Here is a 20,225-nt window from a genome sequence, read left to right on the forward strand (position 1 = left end):
AAGGAAGCCTCCAATGGACACCAAACTGCTCGATATCCTGGCCTGCCCGATCACCAAGGGCCCGCTCAAGCTCAGCGCCGACAAGACCGAGCTGATCAGCAAGGGCGCTGGCCTGGCCTACCCGATCCGCGACGGCATCCCGGTCATGCTGGAAAGCGAGGCGCGTACCCTGACTGACGACGAGCGTCTGGACAAATGAGCCTGGACTTCACCGTGGTGATCCCCGCCCGGCTGCGCTCCACACGCTTGCCAGGCAAGCCGCTGCTGGCGATTGCCGGCAAGCCGATGGTGCAGCATGTGTGGGAGCAGGCGCGCAAAAGTGCTGCCAGCCGTGTGGTCATCGCCACCGACGACGCCAGTATCCTGGAAGCCTGCCAGGCGTTCGGCGCCGAAGTGCTGATGACCCGTGCCGACCATGAATCGGGCACTGACCGCCTGGCCGAGGTGGCGGCGCACCTGGGCTTGCCGGCTGACGCCATCGTGGTCAACGTGCAGGGCGACGAGCCGCTGATCCCGCCGGTGATCATCGACCAGGTGGCGGCCAACCTGGCTGCGCACCCGGAAGCTGGCATCGCCACCCTGGCCGAGCCGATTCATGAGCCGGAAACCGTGTTCAACCCCAACGCGGTCAAGGTGGTGAGCGACAAGAACGGCCTGGCCCTGACGTTCAGTCGCGCGCCGCTGCCCTGGGCCCGCGATGCTTTTGCCAGGGACCGTAACGTGCTGCCAGAAGGCGTGCCGTATCGCCGCCACATCGGCATGTACGCTTACCGCGTCGGCTTCCTGCAGGACTTTGTCGGTTGGGGCCCGTGCGGGCTCGAACAGACCGAAGCGCTGGAGCAGCTGCGTGCCTTGTGGCACGGCGTGCGTATTCACGTCGAGGATGCCATCGAGGCGCCTGCCGTGGGCGTTGATACACCTGAAGACCTGGAGCGCGTAAGGCGCTTGCTGGAGGCTTGATGCGCGTCCTGTTCGTCTGCCTGGGCAACATCTGCCGCTCGCCTACCGCCGAAGGCGTGCTGCGCCATCAATTGCAGGCCGCCGGGCTTGCCGACCGGGTGCAAGTGGCTTCTGCCGGCACCGGCGACTGGCATGTCGGCAAGGCGCCAGACAGCCGCACCTGCAAGGCGGCGCTTGCGCGCGGTTACGACCTGTCGCCGCAGCGCGCCCAGCAGGTCAAGGCGGCGCATTTTGCCGAGTATGACCTGATCCTGGCCATGGACGAGAGCAACCTGCGCGATCTGCGCGCCCTGCGCCCGCATACCGCAGCGGGCGAACTCGACCTGTTCCTGCGCCGCTATGGCTCGGTGCTGGATGAGGTGCCTGACCCGTACTACGGCGGCGCTGACGGCTTCGAGCAGGTGCTCGACCTGGTCGAGGCGGCCTGCCAGGCGCTGGTGCTGGAAATCAAGGGGCGGCTATGACAGGGCAGTGGCAGGAGCAGGTATCGCTCAAACCGTACAACACCTTCGGCATCGACGTGAAGGCGCGTTACTTCAGCCAGGCTCAGGATGACCAGCAGGTGCGTCAGGCACTGGGCCAGGCGCAGCAGCGCGGGCTGCCGGTGTTGGTCATCGGTGGTGGTAGCAACCTGCTGCTCACCCGCGATATCGACGCGCTGGTGCTGCACATGGCCAGCCGTGGCTGCCGTGTACTCAGCGACGATGGTGAACATGTCGTGGTCGAAGCCGAGGCCGGTGAGCCGTGGCATGTATTTGTGCAGTGGACACTGGCGCAGGGCTTTTGCGGGCTGGAAAACCTCAGCCTGATCCCAGGCACCGTGGGCGCCGCACCGATGCAGAACGTGGGCGCCTATGGGGTGGAGATCAAGGACGTGTTTGCCGGCCTGACCGCCCTGGACCGCGAGACGGGCGAACTGCATGACTTCGTTTTGGCAGAATGTGCCTTCGGTTATCGCGACAGCCTGTTCAAGCGCAACCCCGGGCGCTGGTTGATCCTGCGCGTGCGTTTTGCCTTGAGCCGTACCTTGCAGGCCCATCTGGACTATGGCCCGGTGCGTCAGCGCCTGGCGGAGCAGGGCGTGGCCGAGCCGACTGCGCAGGCGATAAGTGATGCTATTTGCAGCATTCGCCGTGAAAAGCTGCCAGACCCGGTGGAGCTCGGCAACGCCGGGAGCTTTTTCAAGAACCCGGTGGTGTCGGCTGAGCTGGTTGAGCGTATTCGTGCGCAATACCCGGCAGTGGTTGCTTATCCTCAGGCCGATGGCCAAGTGAAGCTGGCTGCGGGCTGGTTGATCGAGCAGGCGGGCTGGAAGGGCCATCGCGACGGCGATGCGGGCGTGCATCGCTTGCAGTCGCTGGTGCTGGTCAACTACGGTCAGGCGAGCGGGGCACAGATGCATGCGCTGGCACGGCAGATCCAGGCGGATATCCTGGAGCGGTTCGGGGTTGAGCTGGAGATGGAGCCTAACCTCTACTGAGCGTTCGGCTTTGGAATGGCGGGGTGGCAGAAATCGAGCGCCGCCCGCGCGGCGCTCGATCTCATAGGCAATGCGGCAGTAGCGACGAACACAAGAAAAAGCCCCGCCAGTTCGCACTGGCGGGGCTTTTTCATTCAGCCTTGGCTATCAACCGTGATGAGGCTTGTGCTCATCGGCGGCTTCCAGGGCTGGCTCCTCGGTCGCTGCAGCAGCTTCCTGCGCGGCTTTGGCGGCGGCCTCGGCCTCACGCTTGCGGCGGCGCACTTCACGCGGGTCGTTCGGCGCACGGCCGTTGGCCAGCATGACGGTGGCAGCTTCTGCCTCTACCGGGGCAGGCTCGGCGACCACAGGTGCAGGCTCTGCGACTACTTCTGGCTGGGCTTCGACAACCAGTGCAGGCTGCTCGGCAACCGGAGCGGTTTCAACCACGGCCGGAGCCTGTTCAATTTCGCCCGCTTCGACAACAGGCGTTTCAACAGGGACTTCGGCGACGATCACCGGTTCGGCAGCAGGCGCTTCTTCAACCAGGTGTTGCGGAGCGACTTCGACCACCGGCTCGGCAGTGACCTCGGCCACGACAACCGGCTCGCTGACAGGCTGCTCCACCACTGGGGCTACGGCAACGTCTTCAGCCTTGGCGACGGCTTCAACCGGCTCGACCTTTTCAGCCTTCTCGACCGGCTGAGCGGCGTGGCTGTTGTCGGTCTCTGCTGCGGCAGCGACTTCGGCGGTGGCCAGTTCGGCCTGCTGGTTGGCCTGGGCTTCGGCGTCGGCGCTGATGTTGCTGCTGGCAACAGCGGCAGTCACGGCCAGGCCGGCGGCCAGTTCGGCACCCAGCTCGGTGGCCTGGTGCTGTTGTGGCTGCTCTTCGCTGCCTTCTTCCTCTTCGCCGCCGTCGATCAGCTCGCCATTGGCGTTGCGCTGGCGCTCACGACGGTTGCTGCGACGACGCTGGCCACGGGAGCGGCGGCGCGGACGCTCGCCATCGGTGCCTTCCTGTTCGTCTTGCAGCAGCTCTTCGTTCGGCAGTTGCTCTTCGGCCAGTTCGGCAGCCTGCTCGGCCGCTTCTTCGGCTACGCGTGGCTGGCGCTCTTCGCGTGGTGGGCGCGGGGCGCGTTCTTCGCGTGGCGCACGTTCTTCGCGAGGTGCGCGCTCTTCACGCGGAGCACGTTCTTCGCGAGGAGCACGCTCTTCACGCGGAGCGCGTTCTTCGCGAGGTGCGCGCTCTTCACGCGGAGCACGTTCTTCGCGAGGTGCACGCTCTTCACGTGGGGCGCGTTCTTCACGTGGGGCGCGTTCTTCACGGGCTACACGCTCTTCACGTGGCTGGCGCTCTTCGCGTTCGGCTGGCGGGGTGGCATCCAGCGGCTCACGCAGTTCGCGCACGCGCTCTTCGCCGCGGTTGCTGCGGCGGTCTTCGCGTGGCTGGCGTGGTGCACGCTCTTCGCGTGGGGCGCGTTCTTCGCGTGGTGCACGCTCTTCGCGCGGTGCACGCTCCTCGCGTGGCTGGCGCTCTTCGCGCGGGGCGCGCTCGGCACGCTCTTCACGCGGCTTGCGCTCTTCGTCGCGGCGGCCGTTGCGGTTGCGGCTCTGTTGACGGCCGTTGCGGCGCTCCTCGTTGCGCGGGCTGCGCTCGGCGGCCGGTTTCTCGGCGACGACAGGTGCGGCAGCTGCAGGTTCGTCCTTGCCGGCGAACAGGCTGACCAGCGACTTCACCAGGCCTTTGAACAGGCTTGGCTCCGGGGCGCTCGGGGCCGGGGCGGCCGGGGCAACAGCCTGAGGCTCTTCAGCAACCGGTACCGGCGCGTTGGTGCGGGCCGGGGCGGTCTTGACCGCTGCTTCCTGGCGAACCAGGGTGCGGGTGGCGGTCTGCTGCGGTGCCTCTTCGGCTTCGGTGGTGGCGATCTCGTAGCTGGACTGGTTGTTCAGCACTTCCGGGTTGTCGTCGCGCAGGCGCTGGACTTCGAAGTGCGGAGTTTCCAGGTGATCGTTCGGCAGGATGATGATGCGGGCACGGGTGCGCAGTTCGATCTTGGTGATCGAGTTGCGCTTCTCGTTGAGCAGGAACGCGGCCACCGGGATCGGCACTTGTGCACGGACTTCGGCAGTGCGGTCCTTCAGGGCTTCTTCTTCGATCAGGCGCAGAATGGCCAGCGACAGCGACTCCACGTCACGGATGATGCCGGTGCCGGAGCAGCGTGGGCAGACGATGCCGCTGCTTTCGCCCAGCGATGGGCGCAGGCGCTGACGGGACATTTCCAGCAGGCCGAAGCGCGAGATGCGGCCAACCTGCACGCGGGCACGGTCCGCTTCCAGGCATTCGCGCACGCGTTCTTCAACGGCGCGCTGGTTTTTCGCCGGGGTCATGTCGATGAAGTCGATCACGATCAGGCCGCCGATGTCACGCAGGCGCAGCTGGCGGGCGATTTCCTCCGCCGCTTCCAGGTTGGTCTGCAGGGCGGTTTCTTCGATATCGCTGCCTTTGGTGGCGCGCGCCGAGTTGATGTCGATAGACACCAGGGCTTCGGTCGGGTCGATCACGATCGAGCCACCGGACGGCAGGTCGACCACGCGCTGGAAGGCGGTTTCGATCTGGCTTTCGATCTGGAAGCGGTTGAACAGCGGTACGCTGTCTTCGTACAGTTTCACCTTGCTGGCGTACTGCGGCATCACCTGGCGGATGAAGGTCAGGGCCTCTTCCTGGGCGTCGATGCTGTCGATCAGCACTTCACCGATGTCCTGGCGCAGGTAGTCGCGGATGGCGCGGATGATGACGTTGCTTTCCTGGTAGATCAGGAATGGCGCGGCGCGGTCCAGGGACGCTTCCTTGATGGCGGTCCACAGCTGCAGCAGGTAGTCGAGGTCCCACTGCATTTCTTCGCTGCTGCGGCCAAGGCCGGCAGTGCGCACGATCAGGCCCATGTCGCCCGGCACGGTCAGGCCGTTCAGGGCTTCGCGCAGTTCGTTGCGCTCTTCGCCTTCGATGCGGCGGGAGATGCCGCCAGCACGCGGGTTGTTGGGCATCAGCACCAGGTAGCGGCCAGCCAGGCTGATGAAGGTGGTGAGGGCGGCGCCTTTGTTGCCGCGCTCTTCCTTCTCGACCTGGACGATGACTTCCTGGCCTTCGCTGAGCACTTCCTTGATGTTCACCCGGCCTTCGGGGGCTTTCTTGAAGTATTCGCGGGAGATTTCTTTCAGCGGCAGGAAGCCGTGACGTTCGGAACCGAAGTCGACGAAGGCGGCTTCGAGGCTGGGTTCGATGCGGGTGATCTTGCCTTTGTAGATGTTGGCCTTTTTCTGCTCACGTGCGCCGGACTCGATGTCCAGGTCGTAGAGGCGTTGGCCGTCCACCAGGGCTACACGCAACTCTTCGGGTTGAGTTGCGTTAATCAGCATTCTTTTCATGTTGTACCGTCGGTTTCCGGGCTGCCGGAAACGGCGTTCGGCACACACGACGTCTCATGGTCGGTGCCAAGGTGCGCAAAGGGTGGCCGGGCCACCCCCGTGTCGAGCGACGTTCGGCACCAGCCGGTTGCCCAGCCTGCCGTTGTCGCGACGACGCGTCCTGTTTGCTGCGGTGCCAACAGGGCCCCGGTGGCTTCGAATGGATATCGAATCAACCAAGCGGGCCTTGTGCACTCAGTCAGGAGGAGGAATCAACCTTCAGCCGTGGACGCCCGGGGGCATCTGTTCAGGACCTTATCCGCTCGCCAGCCGTCAGTGGCTGGTGGCCGGACGCGGTGCTACACGGTCCGAGGGCTGTGCATCTCCACCCTGCACGTATCCCTGATAATTCGGGTGCTGCCGCGCGCTGAATCCGCAACGGGTTGCATTTTTCGCCACTGCAGTTACTGCACTGGCGCCATTGATGTCCAAGGCAGGTATTTCCGAAGCATTCGCCGTGCGTTGCGTGGAAGCGACTCGCGGGCAGAGGTACTGCGAAAAGAATCGGGTAAGCAGGTGAAACACCGCGCTTGTCGTTTTTTTTCGCTCTTCTCTACACAGCGCTGGTGGCGATTCCAGGCAATTCGGTAAACTGGCGAAAACCCCGTAGGACGGCCTCGCGTCCTGGAGAATTGCGTTGGTCAGGGCCGGCTGAAAGCCTGGTGCCGCTGGCCTGCCGCTTTTGGCGGCGTTCGCGACTATAGCAGCAATGATTAAGTGCTTCAATTCCATAAAAAATTGTTATGATCCCGCAATGACGACCAATACCCCTCCGACTTCCGGCGTTCAGCTGATCGAAGTCGCGCCGGAGCTTGCCGGCCAACGCATCGACAATTTCCTCATCACGGCCCTCAAGGGCGTGCCCAAGACTTTGGTCTACCGCATCCTGCGCAAGGGTGAAGTGCGGGTGAACAAAGGTCGGGTAAAGCCTGAGTACAAGATCCAGGCCGGCGATATCGTGCGGGTACCGCCCGTCCGCCTGCCGGAGCGTGACGAGCCGGCGCCGGTGGCCCAGGGCTTGCTGCAACGCCTTGAGGCGGCCATTGTCTACGAAGACAAGGCGCTTATCGTGATGAACAAGCCGTCCGGCATCGCCGTGCATGGCGGCAGCGGCCTGAGCTTTGGCGTGATCGAAGCGCTGCGCCAGCTGCGCCCGGACGCCAAGGAGCTGGAGCTGGTACACCGCCTGGACCGCGACACCTCCGGCCTGCTCATGATCGCCAAGAAGCGCAGCATGCTGCGCCACCTGCATGCCGCCCTGCGTGGCGATGGTGTCGACAAGCGCTACATGGCGCTGGTGCGCGGCCACTGGCCGACCTCGAAGAAGCAGGTAAACGCTCCGTTGCTCAAGAGCAACCTGCGCTCCGGCGAGCGCATGGTCGAAGTGAACGAAGAGGGCAAGGAAGCGTTGACCCTGTTCCGCGTGCTGCGCCGCTTTGGCGAGTTCGCCACCATTGTCGAGGCCCGTCCGATCACTGGGCGTACCCACCAGATCCGCGTGCACACCCTGCATGCCGGGCACATGATTGCCGGTGACAGCAAATACGGTGACGAAGACTTCAGTCGCGAAATTCGTGATTTGGGGGGCAAGCGCCTGTTCCTGCATGCCTATGCGCTGACCGTGCCGCTGCCGGACGGTGGTGAGCTGAAGCTTGAAGCGCCTGTGGATGAAGTCTGGGCGAAAACCATTGAACGTCTGAGTGCGTCCTGACCCATGAATAAAGGCTATGAGCTACTGATCTTCGACTGGGACGGTACCCTGGCCGATTCCATCGGGCGTATTGTCGAGGCCATGAATGCCGCCGCCGAGTGTGCCGGCGAGGCGCCCAGCAGCGACGACGCGGTCAAGGGCATCATCGGTCTGGCCCTGGGTGAGGCGATCCATACGCTGTACCCGCACCTGGCGCCTGAGCAGGTCGAGCGCTTTCGTCAGCACTATGCCGACATCTACATGGCGCTGGACCAGCAGCCTTCGCCGCTGTTCGAGGGCGTGGTCGAGTCGCTGGATGCCTTCCGTGCCGAGGGTTACCGCCTGGCGGTGGCGACCGGCAAGGCGCGTCGTGGGCTGGATCGGGTACTCAAGGCCAATGGCTGGGAGGCGTTCTTTGACATCACTCGCGCTGCTGACGAAACCCGCGGCAAGCCGCATCCGCTGATGCTCGAGGAAATTCTCGGCCATTGCGGCGTCGAACCGGGGCGTGCGCTGATGGTCGGAGACTCGGCATTCGACCTGCAGATGGCCAGCAATGCCGGCATGCATTCGGTGGCGGTGGGCTATGGTGCCATGTCGCTGCAGGCGCTGGCCGAGTTTGGTCCGCAGGTGTGCATCGATCACTTTTCCCAGCTGCGTGAGTGGCTGGGCGGTTCCGAAATTCCACTTCCAAGGTAGGTAAGCATGGCAGACGAATGGAAAGCCCCCGAGGCCGCACCCGAGGAGCGCGAAGGGCGCGAAGAGCGCAAGAGCTGGCAACTGCTGGAAAAGACCTTGCTGGCCAGTGTGCAGGAGCAGCGCCGGGCGCGGCGCTGGGGGATCTTCTTCAAGCTGCTGACTTTCATCTACCTCTTCGGCTTCCTGGCATTGTTCACGCCACTGATGGACATGGACAAGGCGGCATCGCGCAGTGCCAGCCATACCGCGCTGGTCGAGGTACGCGGGGTGATTGCCGACCAGGAGGGCGCCAGCGCCGACAACATCGTCAAGAGCCTGCGCGACGCGTTCAAGGACAGCAAGACCAAGGCCGTGGTCATGCGCATCAACAGCCCAGGCGGCAGCCCGGTGCAGGCGGGTTACGTGTATGACGAAATCCGCCGCCTGCGCGCCGAGTATCCGGCCATCAAGCTGTATGCGGTAATTGCTGATCTTGGTGCTTCCGGTGCCTATTACATTGCCAGTGCGGCGGACGAGATCTATGCCGACAAAGCCAGCCTGGTGGGCTCGATTGGTGTGACGGCGGCTGGTTACGGCTTTGTCGGCACCATGGAGAAGCTGGGCGTGGAGCGGCGTGCCTACACCTCGGGTGAGCACAAGGCCTTCCTTGATCCGTTCTCCCCTGAAAAGCCAGAAGAAACCCGGTTCTGGCAGGGGGTGCTGGACACCACGCACAACCAGTTCATCGCCATGGTCAAGCAAGGGCGCGGCGAGCGCCTGAAGGACAAGGAGCACCCGGAGTTGTTCAGTGGCCTTATCTGGTCGGGCGAGCAGGCCAAGGCGTTGGGCCTGGTAGACGGGCTGGGCAGTGCCAGCTACGTGGCGCGTGAAATTGTAGGCGAGAAGGAGCTGGTGGACTTCACTGTGCAGGAGTCGCCGTTCGATCGCTTCTCCAAGCGCGTGGGGGCCAGTGTGGCTGAGCACCTGGCGATGTGGATGGGGTTCCAGGGGCCGCAGTTGCGTTGAGTTCGGCGTGCATTTTGCGGCGCCTGTGAGACCGAGCGCCGCCCGCGAAGCGCCGCGCGGGCGGCGCTCGGTCTCACAGGCACCGCAAAATCTCAAGCCAGGCTCAAGGGACAACCACCCCCTCCCGGGTCAACATATCCACCAGTCGAATCAACGGCAGCCCGATCAGGCTGGTCGAATCGCACCCGTGGGTGCTCTGAAACAAACTCACCCCCAAGCCCTCTGCCTTGAAGCTCCCTGCGCAATCCAGTGGCTGTTCCGCCGTCACATAGCGCTCCACTCGCTCCCGGCTCAATTCGCGCAGCGTCACCGTAAACGGCACGCAGTCCACCTGGCAGTGCCCGGTCGCGCTATTGAGCAATGCCAATCCGGTCAGAAAGCTCACCTGCTGCCCGCTGCACTCCAGCAGTTGCTCGCAAGCCCGCTCGAACGTGTGTGGTTTGCCCAGCACCTGTTCGCCCAGTACTGCAACCTGGTCCGAACCGATAATCAGGTGCGCGGGATGGCTGCCCGCCAAAGCTTCGGCCTTTTGCCTGGCCAGCCGGCGCACCAGTTCCACGGCGGGCTCGTCATCCCGTCGCTGTTCGTCTATATCGGGGCTTGCCCAAGTGAAGGGCAGGCGCAGGCGTGTCAGCAGTTCGCGGCGATAGGCAGAGCTGGAAGCCAGTAACAAAGGAAGCATGGTAGACTCCGTTTCGGTTGAACCAATCCTATCACGCACGATGCCGCCGAATTTCCTTTGACAGGGACGGGGGGCATCCCTAGAATGCTGCGCCTATGTTGAATGACCCGATTCCACCTCACGTTGACCCGCGCAAATTAGCCGATCGTGGCGTAACCCTTAACGGTTCGCTGCAACTCGCTGATTTGGAAAGACTCTGCGACCCGCTTTCCGACAATGTCGGTACGGTGCAGGCGAAGTTCGATTTTGAACGAGATGAACAGCACGTGGTGGTTATCCACACCGAGCTGAACGTCGAGGTCAAGATGGTTTGCCAGCGTTGTCTTGAGCTGGTCACCCTGCCGATCTACAGCGAATGTACATACGCTGTGGTGAAGGAGGGTGCGAATACCCAGTCGTTGCCGAAAGGCTATGACGTGCTGGAACTGGGCGAAGATCCTTTGGATCTGCAGGCATTGGTCGAGGAGGAGCTTTTGCTCGCCTTGCCAATCGTGCCTGCTCACCATCCGGAAGAATGCCAGCAGCCGGCGGGCGCAGACGAGCCCGAATCGAGCAAGGACGAGGTATCGCGGTCCAACCCGTTCAGTGTTTTGGCGCAGTTAAAGCGTGACCCAAACGTTTAGGAGTTAATCAATTATGGCTGTTCAGCAGAACAAAAAATCCCGCTCTGCCCGTGACATGCGCCGTTCGCACGACGCCCTGTCGGAAAACGCGCTGTCGGTAGAGAAAACCACCGGTGAAATTCACCTGCGCCACCATGTTTCGCCAGAAGGCGTATACCGTGGTCGTAAAGTGATCGATAAGGGCGCTGACGAGTAATCCTTGTCCGCTCAGATCATCGCGATCGACGCAATGGGCGGGGACTTCGGTCCCCGCAGCATTGTCCAGGCTAGCATTGCCTGCCTTTCGGCTACCCCCTCGCTGCACCTGACCCTCGTCGGTCAACCCTCCCTCCTAGAAGATCTTGTCAGCGGCCTTGCAGCTGCGGATCGCGCGCGCCTGCAGATTGTCGCCGCCAGTGAGGTGATCGGTATGGACGAGCGGCCCTCCCAGGCGCTACGCGGCAAGCCGGACTCGTCGATGCGCATCGCCCTCGAACTGGTGCGTGACGGCAAGGCCCAGGCCTGCGTCAGTGCCGGCAATACCGGGGCGCTGATGGCGCTGTCACGCTTCGTGCTCAAAACCTTGCCGGGTATCGATCGGCCAGCCATGGTGGCGGCGATCCCGACCCAGGCGGGTTACTGCCAGCTGCTGGATCTGGGTGCCAATGTCGATTGCAGCGCCGAGAACCTCTATCAGTTCGCGGTGATGGGCTCGGTGGCCGCCCAGGCCCTGGGTGTGCATCGGCCGCGTGTGGCATTGCTGAACATCGGTACCGAGGACATCAAGGGCAACCAGCAGGTCAAGCTGGCGGCCACGCTGTTGCAGAACGCTCGCGGCCTTAACTACGTCGGTTTCGTCGAAGGGGATGGCCTGTACAGAGGCGAGGCGGACGTGGTGGTGTGCGACGGTTTTGTCGGCAACATCCTGCTCAAATCCAGCGAGGGTCTGGCAACGATGATCGGTGCGCGCATCGAAAAGCTGTTCAAGGGCGGTGCATTTGCCCGGGTTGCCGGGGCCGTGGCCATGCCGCTGCTCAAGCGCCTGCAGGCCGACCTGGCGCCGGCGCGGCACAACGGTGCGAGCTTTCTGGGGTTGCAGGGTATCGTCATCAAGAGCCATGGCTCGGCAGGCGTGCAGGGCTTCCAGAGCGCCATCCAGCGGGCGTTGATCGAAATTCAGGAAAACCTGCCGCAGCGCCTGCATGGCCGCCTTGAAGACCTGTTGCCTTAGGCATTTCGGCGATGAAGTGCTTAAATGTGACCGCTTGGTCTGCGTTTCCATCCAAGTTTTCAGATTCCGCGCCTGGCCTGCGGCCTGGCGCACCCTATCCGACGACAAGATCATAAGGGCTTGTTCAATGTCTGCATCCCTCGCATTTGTCTTTCCCGGTCAAGGTTCCCAGTCGCTGGGCATGCTCGCCGAGCTCGGCGCCGAGAAGCCAGTGATCATCGAAACCTTCAAGGAAGCTTCCGACGCACTCGGTTACGACCTGTGGAAGCTGATCCAGGAAGGCCCGGAAGAGCAACTCAACCAGACCGACAAGACCCAGCCGGCCATCCTCACCGCGTCCATCGCGCTGTGGCGCTTGTGGCTGGCGGAAGGCGGCGCCGCGCCAGCCTTCGTCTCCGGTCATAGCCTGGGTGAATACAGTGCCTTGGTTGCCGCTGAAAGCATCAGCCTGAAAGACGCCGTTCGCCTGGTCGAGCGCCGTGGTCAGTTGATGCAGGAGGCCGTGCCTGCAGGTCACGGTGCCATGGCTGCAATCCTTGGCCTGGACGACGCCGTGGTGGTGGAAATTTGCGCCGAAGCGGCAGAAGACCAAGTGGTCAGTGCCGTCAACTTCAACTCGCCAGGCCAGGTGGTCATCGCAGGTAACAAGGCTGCGGTAGATCGGGCCATGGAGCTGTGCAAGGCCAAAGGTGCCAAGCGCGCCCTGCCGCTGGCGGTCAGCGTGCCGTCGCACTGTGCCCTGATGAAGCCGGCCGCCGAGCGCTTTGCCGAATCGGTCAATGCCATCGAATGGAAGGCGCCGCAAATTCCGGTGGTGCAGAACGTCACTGCTGCCATTGCCGCCGACCTCGATGCCCTCAAGCATGACCTGCTGGCCCAGCTGTACCAGCCTGTGCGTTGGGTCGAGTGCGTGCAGACCCTGGCTGCCAACGGTGCAGTCAACCTGGTCGAGTGCGGCCCGGGCAAGGTCCTGGCTGGCCTGAACAAGCGTTGCGCCGACGGCGTGACCACCTACAACCTCAATACCCCTGACGCCGTTGCCGCCACCCGCGCGGCACTGGCCTGATTTGGAGAAGCTTGCATGAGCCTGCAAGGTAAAGTTGCACTGGTCACCGGCGCCAGCCGTGGCATTGGCCAGGCCATCGCCCTCGAGCTGGGCCGCCAGGGCGCGACCGTGATCGGTACCGCCACTTCGGCCTCCGGCGCCGAGCGCATTGCTGCCACCCTGAAAGAGCACGGTATCACCGGCACCGGCATGGAGCTGAACGTGACCAGCGCCGAATCCGTTGAAGCTGTTCTGGGTGCCATCGCCGAACAGTTTGGCGCGCCGGCCATCCTGGTCAACAACGCCGGTATCACTCGCGACAACCTCATGCTGCGCATGAAGGACGACGAGTGGTTCGACGTGATCGACACCAACCTGAACAGCCTCTACCGTCTGTCCAAGGGCGTGCTGCGTGGCATGACCAAGGCACGTTGGGGTCGTATCATCAGCATCGGTTCGGTCGTCGGTGCAATGGGTAACGCTGGCCAGGCCAACTACGCCGCCGCCAAGGCTGGCCTGGAAGGCTTCAGCCGCGCCCTCGCGCGTGAAGTGGGCTCGCGTGGCATCACCGTAAACTCGGTGACTCCGGGCTTCATCGACACCGACATGACCCGCGAACTGCCAGAAGCGCAGCGTGAAGCCCTGCAAACCCAGATTCCGCTGGGCCGCCTGGGCCAGGCTGATGAAATCGCCAAGGTGGTTTCGTTCCTGGCGTCCGACGGTGCGGCCTACGTGACCGGCGCTACCGTGCCGGTCAACGGCGGGATGTACATGTAACACTGCAACTCAATGTGACGGATTTCGTAAAAAAAGAGTCATACTGCGAGCCTAAAATCCGTTATAAAGCTGCAACCAGATTCCAGGCAGCGGGTGCGGTGACTGGTTCGAAGGTGCGTTTAGCTTGAAAAGCGAACGTCTTTCTATAAAATTGGCCACCGGCCAGCTGCCTGACATATGTCCATTAGGAGTGAAAACTAGGTATGAGCACCATCGAAGAACGCGTCAAGAAAATCGTCGCCGAGCAACTGGGCGTGAAGGAAGAGGAAGTGACCAACGAGAAGTCCTTCGTCGATGACCTGGGTGCCGATTCGCTTGACACCGTTGAGCTGGTGATGGCTCTGGAAGAGGAATTCGAGACCGAAATCCCTGACGAAGAAGCCGAGAAAATCACTACCGTTCAAGCCGCTATCGACTACGTCAACAGCCACAAGGCCTAAGACACTGTAGTCGTCGCTTCTTGACGAGAAAAACCGCACTGCCTTTGCCGGCGTGCGGTTTTTTCTTTGCGAACGCGCTGCTTTGGGGCGAGCCGGCTTCGCTGACCGCGCACCAAGAGCCTGTTGCCATTCCATTCCTGCGCTTGAATGTAATCGCAAGAGACTCTGTTATTAGAAAAGGAGAGTACTGTGTCGCGTAGACGCGTCGTGGTCACCGGTATGGGTATGCTGTCGCCACTGGGTACCGATGTACCGAGCACCTGGCAGGGCATTCTGGCTGGCCGCAGTGGCATTGGTCCGATCGAACACACGGACCTGTCTGCCTACTCCACCCGTTTTGGCGGCTCGGTGAAAGGCTTCGAGGTCGAGCAATACCTGTCGGCCAAAGAGGCCCGCAAGCTTGACCTGTTCATCCAGTACGGCCTGGCGGCCGGTTTCCAGGCGGTGCGTAATGCCGGCCTGGAGGTCACCGACGCCAACCGTGAGCGCATTGGCGTGGCCATGGGCTCGGGGATCGGCGGCCTTACCAACATCGAGGAAACCAGCCGTACGCTGCACGATTCGGGGCCGCGTCGCATTTCCCCGTTCTTTGTGCCGGGCTCGATCATCAACATGATCTCCGGGTTCCTGTCGATCCACCTGGGCCTGCAGGGGCCGAACTACGCCATTGCCACTGCGTGCACCACTGGCACCCATTGTATCGGCATGGCCGCGCGCAATATCGCCTACGGTGAAGCTGACGTGATGATTGCAGGTGGCGCGGAGATGGCTGCCTGTGGCCTAGGCATGGGTGGCTTCGGTGCCTCGCGTGCGCTGTCCACCCGCAACGACGAGCCAAGCCGGGCCAGCCGCCCATGGGACAAGGGCCGTGACGGCTTTGTATTGTCCGACGGTGCCGGTGCCCTGGTGCTCGAAGAGCTGGAGCACGCCAAGGCCCGTGGTGCGACCATCTATGCCGAGCTGGTTGGCTTTGGCATGAGCGGCGACGCCTACCACATGACTTCGCCACCCGACACCGGCGAGGGCGCTGCCCGCTGCATGGCCAATGCCTTGCGCGATGCCGGTATCCAGCCGGAAGAGGTCAGCTACATCAACGCCCACGGTACCTCGACCCCTGCGGGCGACGTGGCCGAGGTGGCCGCGATCAAGCGCGTGTTCGGCGAGCATGCCTACAAGCTGGCTGTCAGTTCGACCAAGTCGATGACCGGCCACCTGCTGGGTGCCGCAGGCGCGGTGGAAGCGATCTTCAGTGTGCTGGCGATCAACAGCCAGATGGCCCCGCCCACCATCAACCTGGACGAACCGGACGAAGGTTGCGACCTCGACTTCGTGCCGCACCAGGCGCGCAGCATGCCGATCGACGTGGTGTTGTCCAACTCGTTCGGCTTTGGCGGCACCAACGGCTCGCTGGTGTTCCGCCGGTTCGCCGGTTGATGCACAGCTGGGTCGATGGCCAGCCCTCGGTTGCAGTCAACCTGCAGAACCGCGGCCTGGCCTACGGCGATGGCCTGTTCGAGACCATTGCCGTGCGCGGTGGCCAGCCCAGCTTGCTGGACGGCCACCTCGCACGCCTGGCGCTGGGTTGTCAGCGCCTGGCGATCAGTGCCGACATGGCGCTGGTGCGCGACGAGCTCCTGCGCTATGCCTGCCAGCTCGGTGAAGGTGTAGCCAAACTCATCCTTACCCGTGGTGACAGCCAGCGTGGCTATGCGCCAGTTGCCGGTGCCGTGCCACGGCGGATCCTGCAGGGCAGCCCGTTACCCAGCTATCCTGTGGAGCATGCCGAGCACGGCGTGCGCTTGTTTCCTTGCCAGACCCGGCTTGGGGAACAACCGCTGCTGGCCGGCCTCAAACACCTCAACCGCCTTGAGCAGGTGCTGGCCCGTGCCGAATGGCAGGACAGCGAGCATGCCGAAGGCCTGATGCGTGACGGGCAGGGCAGGGTGATCGAAGGGGTGTACAGCAATCTGTTCCTGGTGCGCGATGGCGTGCTGTTCACTGCCGACCTCAGCCGTTGTGGTGTGGCCGGGGTGATGCGTGCTGCATTGCTGGAACAGGCCGTGCTGCTGGGCATCCCGGCGCAGGTCGCTGACCTGCCGTTTGACGCGCTGGAGCAGGCAGATGAAGTATTTGTTTGCAATAGCGTTTACGGCATCTGGCCCGTGCGGGGCGTAGCCGCGCTAAACTGGTCGCCTGGCCCGCTCACCCGTAAACTGCAGGCCGTTGCCCGTACGTTACTGGAAACCTGAATTCGTGAGACGTAAATTCCTGCTACTGCTGGAAATGGGCTTGATCATTGCCGGGCTGGCGCTTGGCTGGTCGGCCTGGAAGGTCAACTCGGTCCTGGAGCAGCCCCTGCACGTGACGCAGGAGCGCCTGCTCGACGTGCCCAATGGCACCAACCCCAACCGCATGTTCTACCGCATGCAACAAGAAGGGTTGCTCGACGATGCTGTCTGGTTGCGCTTGTACTGGCGCTTCAACATGGCTGGCACCGCCCTGCACACCGGCGAATACCGCCTCACCCCTGGCATGACGGTCGAACAGTTGTTCGACGCATGGCGCCGGGCCGATGTGGTGCAGTACAACCTCACTCTGGTCGAAGGCTGGACCTTCCGTCAGGTGCGCTCGGCTGTGGCCAAGCATGAAAAGATCAAGCACACCCTGGACGGCCTGTCGGATTCCGAAGTGATGGACAAGCTCGGCCATACCGGCGTGTTTCCCGAAGGGCGCTTCTTCCCGGACACCTACCGCTTCGTGCGTGGCATGAGCGATGTCGAGTTGCTGCAGCAGGCCTACATGCGCCTGGACGAAGTGCTGGCAAAGGAGTGGGCCGAGCGTACCACCGACCTGCCGTATCGCGACCCGTACCAGGCGCTGATCATGGCCTCGCTGGTGGAAAAGGAAACCGGTATCCCCCAGGAGCGTGGGCAGATTGCCGGCGTATTTGTACGGCGCCTGCGCCTGGGCATGATGCTGCAGACCGACCCGACGGTGATCTACGGCATGGGTGAGCGTTACAACGGCAGGATTACCCGCGCCGACCTGCGCGAACCGACGCCCTACAACACCTATACCATGACAGGGCTACCGCCCACCCCGATTGCCATGGTCGGCCGCGAAGCGATTCACGCGGCGCTCAACCCGTCCGATGGCACCAGCCTTTACTTCGTCGCCCGCGGCGATGGCAGCCATGTGTTCTCCGACGACCTCGACGACCATAATTCGGCGGTGCGCGAGTTCCAGCTCAAGCGTCGTACCGACTACCGCTCCAGCCCTGCGCCGCAGCAAGAGGCACAGCCGGGTATTGACGACGCCCAGCCCCAGGTGCCTGCAACTGACGAGCCGGCTGCACAGCCAGCACCCGAAGCGCCGCCTGCGCAGGATGCCCCTGCTGGTGGTGCGCAAGCGGCCGAACGGCCGACGCCTGACGAACAACATTAAGGACTGCCTGTGAGCGGCTTGTTTATTACGCTGGAAGGCCCCGAAGGCGCGGGCAAGAGCACCAACCGCGATTACCTTGCTGCGCGCTTGCGCGAGCAGGGCCTGGATGTAGTGCTGACCCGTGAGCCCGGTGGTACGCCGCTGGCCGAAAAAGTGCGCGAGCTGCTGCTGGCCCCCACCGATGAAAGCATGGCGGCCGACACCGAGCTGTTGCTGGTGTTCGCGGCGCGCGCGCAACACCTCGCGCAGGTAATCCGCCCGGCACTGGCCCGCGGCGCCGTGGTGCTGTGTGACCGCTTCACCGACGCCACCTATGCCTATCAGGGCGGTGGGCGCGGTTTGTCGGTCGAGCGCATCGCTACCCTGGAGCAATTCGTCCAGGGTGACCTGCGCCCGGACCTGACCTTGGTCTTCGACCTGCCAGTGGAAGTGGGCTTGGCCCGTGCTGCCGCCCGCGGCCGCCTGGACCGTTTCGAGCAAGAAGGCCAGGCGTTTTTCGAAGCTGTGCGCCAGGCATACCTGCAGCGCGCCCAGCGCGAGCCGCAGCGCTACAGCCTGCTCGATGCCGCGCAAACGCTGGAAGCCGTGCAGCGCGCCATCGATGTGCTGCTGCCGGCGATTGTGGAGCGTTGCCGTGGCTGACGCCTACCCCTGGCAGCAGGCCCTCTGGCAGCAGCTGGCCGGCCGCAGCCAGCACGCGCACGCCTACCTGCTGCACGGGCCGCAGGGTATCGGCAAGCGGGCCATGGCCGAGCGCCTGATGGCCCGCCTGCTGTGCCAGCAGCCCCAAGGGCTGGATGCCTGCGGCGGGTGCAAGTCCTGCCTGTTGCTAAAGGCCGGTAGCCACCCGGACAACTTTGTGCTCGAGCCTGAAGAGGCCGACAAGCCGATCAAGGTCGACCAGGTGCGCGAGCTGGTGGCATTCGTGGTGCAAACTGCGCAATTGGGCGGGCGCAAGGTGGTGCTGATCGAGCCTGTCGAGGCGATGAACGTCAACGCCTCCAACGCGCTGCTCAAAAGCCTCGAAGAGCCATCTGGCAATACGGTGCTGCTGCTGGTCACGCACCAGCCCAGCCGCTTGTTGCCGACCATCAAGAGCCGCTGCCAGCAGGTGGCGTGCCCGCAGCCAAGCCTGGCCCAGAGCCAGGCCTGGCTGGCGGGTGCGTTGCCTGACAGTGACGAGGCCGAGCGTGACGAGCTACTGACGCTGGCCGCCGGTTCGCCATTGATGGCGGTCAGCCTGCAGGCACAAGGTGTGCGCGAGCAACGCGCGCTGGTTACTGACGGGGTGAAGAAGCTGATCAAGCAGCAGCAATCGCCCAGCCAGTTGGCCGATGCCTGGAACGGCGTGCCACTGCTGTTGCTGTTCGACTGGTTCTGCGATTGGTCGCATCTGATCCTGCGCTACCAGTTGACCCAGGACGAGGAGGGGTTAGGCTTGGCTGATATGCGCAAGGTGGTGCAATACCTGGCGCAGAAGAGCCGCCAGGCCAAGGTGCTGGAGGTGCAGGCCTGGATTCTGGAGCAGCGCCAGAAGGTGCTGGGCAAGGCCAACCTCAACCGCGCCCTGCTGCTCGAATCGTTGCTGGCTCACTGGCTGCAACTGCCGGGTACCCGCTGATTTTCATTTTTTTCATGTGTGCCGTTATCCCATGCTCGTAGATTCCCATTGCCACCTCGACCGTCTTGACCTGAGCGCCCACCAGGGCTCCCTCGATGCTGCCTTGCAGGCGGCTCGTGAACGTGGGGTCGGGCATTTCCTGTGTATTGGCGTCAGTGCCGAAAACGCCGGTGCGGTGAAGGCGTTGAGCGAGCAGTATGCCGACGTCGATTGCTCGGTGGGTGTGCACCCGCTAGACCTGGCACCGGGTGAAACCCCTGCGCTGGAATGGCTGCTGCGCGAGCTGGCCCACCCCCATGTTGTGGCGATTGGCGAAACCGGGCTGGACTACCACTATGAACCGGAAGCTGCCGAGCTGCAGCAGGCTTCGTTCCGCCTGCACCTGGAGGCCTCGCGGCAGACCGGCAAGCCGGTCATCGTGCACACCCGTGCGGCACGCGCCGATACCTTGGCACTATTGCGCGAGGTCAACCTGCCGCAGGCTGGTGTGCTGCATTGCTTCACCGAAGACTGGGAGATGGCCAAGGCCGCGCTGGACCTGGGGTATTACATCTCGCTGTCTGGCATCGTTACCTTCCGCAATGCCGATGCCCTGCGTGAAGTGGCTCGGCAGGTGCCGGTCGATCGTTTGCTGGTCGAGACCGATTCGCCGTATCTGGCACCCATTCCGTACCGTGGCAAACCGAACTTGCCACAGTATGTGCGGGAAGTGGCGGAGTATGTGGCTTCGTTGCGGGGCGCCAGTTATGAGCAACTGGCTGAGCAGACTACTGCCAACTTCAAGCGGTTGTTCCCGTTGGCACGGGTGGCTTGATGGCGCATGAGCCTGAGCGCACTTGCACTTGCACTTGTACTTGCACTTGCTTTGGCTTCTAAGTGCACGGTAGCTCAGGCGACACAGATTGCGACTTCAGGAGGCCGAGCGCAGGGCTTGCGGAGGGAGGTGACGGGCATGGATGCCCGTCAAGCGCTGGGCCCCAGGATGGGGCCTGCAGCGCGGTCCTCCCGGGAGCAAGCCCGGAGCGAGGGAACCCCGGAGCGTAGCGCAGGGGCCGGATGATGGGAGCGGACGGCTTTGGTTACTTTGGCCAAGACCAAAGTAACC

General features: G+C 63.4%; 21 protein-coding genes. 19 read left to right on the top strand and 2 right to left on the bottom strand.

Annotated elements, in window-relative coordinates; translation table 11 throughout:
• The first annotated feature begins 13 nt into the window (after positions 1-13).
• Genes E8E78_RS28785 through murB form a run of 4 tightly spaced genes read left to right on the top strand, consistent with a single transcriptional unit; the run spans position 14 to position 2,440 of the window.
• Positions 14-199 (top strand): Trm112 family protein, encoded by a 186-nt coding sequence (locus E8E78_RS28785; RefSeq protein ID WP_003247142.1) that lies wholly within the window; start codon positions 14-16, stop codon positions 197-199.
• A complete protein-coding gene (gene kdsB / locus E8E78_RS28790; RefSeq protein WP_059395219.1) occupies positions 196-960 on the top strand; it encodes a 3-deoxy-manno-octulosonate cytidylyltransferase in 765 nt (254 codons plus the stop codon). Before E8E78_RS28785 ends, kdsB begins: the two co-directional genes overlap by 4 nt.
• Entirely contained in the window at positions 960-1,424 is a 465-nt protein-coding gene (locus E8E78_RS28795) for a low molecular weight protein-tyrosine-phosphatase (protein WP_049276734.1), read from the top strand. Before kdsB ends, E8E78_RS28795 begins: the two co-directional genes overlap by 1 nt.
• Positions 1,421-2,440, top strand: coding sequence for a UDP-N-acetylmuramate dehydrogenase (gene murB / locus E8E78_RS28800; protein ID WP_059395218.1), 1,020 nt, complete (start codon positions 1,421-1,423; stop codon positions 2,438-2,440). The genes E8E78_RS28795 and murB overlap by 4 nt, the downstream gene beginning before the upstream one ends.
• Before the next feature lie 147 nt (positions 2,441-2,587).
• On the opposite strand, the gene rne is transcribed toward murB, so the two are convergent.
• On the bottom strand, positions 2,588-5,845 hold the full coding sequence (rne, locus tag E8E78_RS28805; protein WP_280315236.1) for a ribonuclease E: 3,258 nt from the start codon (positions 5,843-5,845) through the stop codon (positions 2,588-2,590).
• A gap of 793 nt (positions 5,846-6,638) precedes the next feature.
• On the opposite strand from rne, the gene rluC reads away from it, so the two are divergent.
• Genes rluC through E8E78_RS28820 form a run of 3 tightly spaced genes read left to right on the top strand, consistent with a single transcriptional unit; the run spans position 6,639 to position 9,278 of the window.
• Entirely contained in the window at positions 6,639-7,595 is a 957-nt protein-coding gene (rluC, locus tag E8E78_RS28810; RefSeq protein ID WP_016500900.1) for a 23S rRNA pseudouridine(955/2504/2580) synthase RluC, read from the top strand.
• A gap of 3 nt (positions 7,596-7,598) precedes the next feature.
• Positions 7,599-8,273: an HAD family hydrolase gene (locus E8E78_RS28815; RefSeq protein ID WP_049275651.1), complete on the top strand. Its 675-nt coding sequence runs from the start codon at positions 7,599-7,601 to the stop codon at positions 8,271-8,273.
• 6 nt (positions 8,274-8,279) lie between these two features.
• Positions 8,280-9,278, top strand: a complete 999-nt coding sequence (locus E8E78_RS28820) for a S49 family peptidase (protein WP_061203736.1) — start codon at positions 8,280-8,282, stop codon at positions 9,276-9,278.
• Positions 9,279-9,381: 103 nt separating this feature from the next.
• Here the strand turns inward: E8E78_RS28820 and E8E78_RS28825 are convergent, their stop codons facing one another.
• The gene (locus E8E78_RS28825) at positions 9,382-9,960 is read right to left on the bottom strand and encodes a nucleoside triphosphate pyrophosphatase (RefSeq protein ID WP_016500897.1); all 579 of its coding nucleotides are present in this window, start codon (positions 9,958-9,960) and stop codon (positions 9,382-9,384) included.
• A gap of 95 nt (positions 9,961-10,055) precedes the next feature.
• Between E8E78_RS28825 and E8E78_RS28830 the strand changes: the two genes are divergently transcribed.
• The 12 genes from E8E78_RS28830 to E8E78_RS28885 all read left to right on the top strand — a co-directional run bounded on the left by E8E78_RS28830 (position 10,056) and on the right by E8E78_RS28885 (position 19,934).
• A complete protein-coding gene (locus E8E78_RS28830) occupies positions 10,056-10,583 on the top strand; it encodes a YceD family protein (RefSeq protein ID WP_016500896.1) in 528 nt (175 codons plus the stop codon).
• Between the two features lie 13 nt (positions 10,584-10,596).
• On the top strand, positions 10,597-10,779 hold the full coding sequence (gene rpmF / locus E8E78_RS28835; RefSeq protein ID WP_016485486.1) for a 50S ribosomal protein L32: 183 nt from the start codon (positions 10,597-10,599) through the stop codon (positions 10,777-10,779).
• A 3-nt stretch (positions 10,780-10,782) separates the two neighbouring features.
• Positions 10,783-11,793, top strand: a complete 1,011-nt coding sequence (plsX, locus tag E8E78_RS28840; RefSeq protein ID WP_016500895.1) for a phosphate acyltransferase PlsX — start codon at positions 10,783-10,785, stop codon at positions 11,791-11,793.
• Between the two features lie 127 nt (positions 11,794-11,920).
• Positions 11,921-12,859, top strand: coding sequence for an ACP S-malonyltransferase (fabD, locus tag E8E78_RS28845; protein ID WP_016500894.1), 939 nt, complete (start codon positions 11,921-11,923; stop codon positions 12,857-12,859).
• 15 nt (positions 12,860-12,874) lie between these two features.
• The gene (gene fabG / locus E8E78_RS28850; RefSeq protein ID WP_016500893.1) at positions 12,875-13,615 is read left to right on the top strand and encodes a 3-oxoacyl-ACP reductase FabG; all 741 of its coding nucleotides are present in this window, start codon (positions 12,875-12,877) and stop codon (positions 13,613-13,615) included.
• Between the two features lie 203 nt (positions 13,616-13,818).
• Positions 13,819-14,055: an acyl carrier protein gene (acpP, locus tag E8E78_RS28855; protein WP_008096410.1), complete on the top strand. Its 237-nt coding sequence runs from the start codon at positions 13,819-13,821 to the stop codon at positions 14,053-14,055.
• A gap of 189 nt (positions 14,056-14,244) precedes the next feature.
• Positions 14,245-15,489, top strand: coding sequence for a beta-ketoacyl-ACP synthase II (gene fabF / locus E8E78_RS28860; RefSeq protein ID WP_012271164.1), 1,245 nt, complete (start codon positions 14,245-14,247; stop codon positions 15,487-15,489).
• Positions 15,489-16,304, top strand: coding sequence for an aminodeoxychorismate lyase (pabC, locus tag E8E78_RS28865; RefSeq protein ID WP_049275315.1), 816 nt, complete (start codon positions 15,489-15,491; stop codon positions 16,302-16,304). The genes fabF and pabC overlap by 1 nt, the downstream gene beginning before the upstream one ends.
• A gap of 4 nt (positions 16,305-16,308) precedes the next feature.
• On the top strand, positions 16,309-17,499 hold the full coding sequence (gene mltG, locus E8E78_RS28870) for an endolytic transglycosylase MltG (protein ID WP_049275314.1): 1,191 nt from the start codon (positions 16,309-16,311) through the stop codon (positions 17,497-17,499).
• 9 nt (positions 17,500-17,508) lie between these two features.
• Positions 17,509-18,141, top strand: coding sequence for a dTMP kinase (gene tmk, locus E8E78_RS28875; RefSeq protein WP_059396381.1), 633 nt, complete (start codon positions 17,509-17,511; stop codon positions 18,139-18,141).
• Positions 18,134-19,120: a DNA polymerase III subunit delta' gene (locus E8E78_RS28880; RefSeq protein WP_049275312.1), complete on the top strand. Its 987-nt coding sequence runs from the start codon at positions 18,134-18,136 to the stop codon at positions 19,118-19,120. Before tmk ends, E8E78_RS28880 begins: the two co-directional genes overlap by 8 nt.
• 31 nt (positions 19,121-19,151) lie before the next feature.
• Positions 19,152-19,934: a TatD family hydrolase gene (locus tag E8E78_RS28885; protein ID WP_041167825.1), complete on the top strand. Its 783-nt coding sequence runs from the start codon at positions 19,152-19,154 to the stop codon at positions 19,932-19,934.
• Positions 19,935-20,225: the final 291 nt, after the last annotated feature.

It is taken from the genome of Pseudomonas sp. BN505 (genome assembly GCF_029873175.1).
GTDB lineage: Bacteria > Pseudomonadota > Gammaproteobacteria > Pseudomonadales > Pseudomonadaceae > Aquipseudomonas > Aquipseudomonas putida.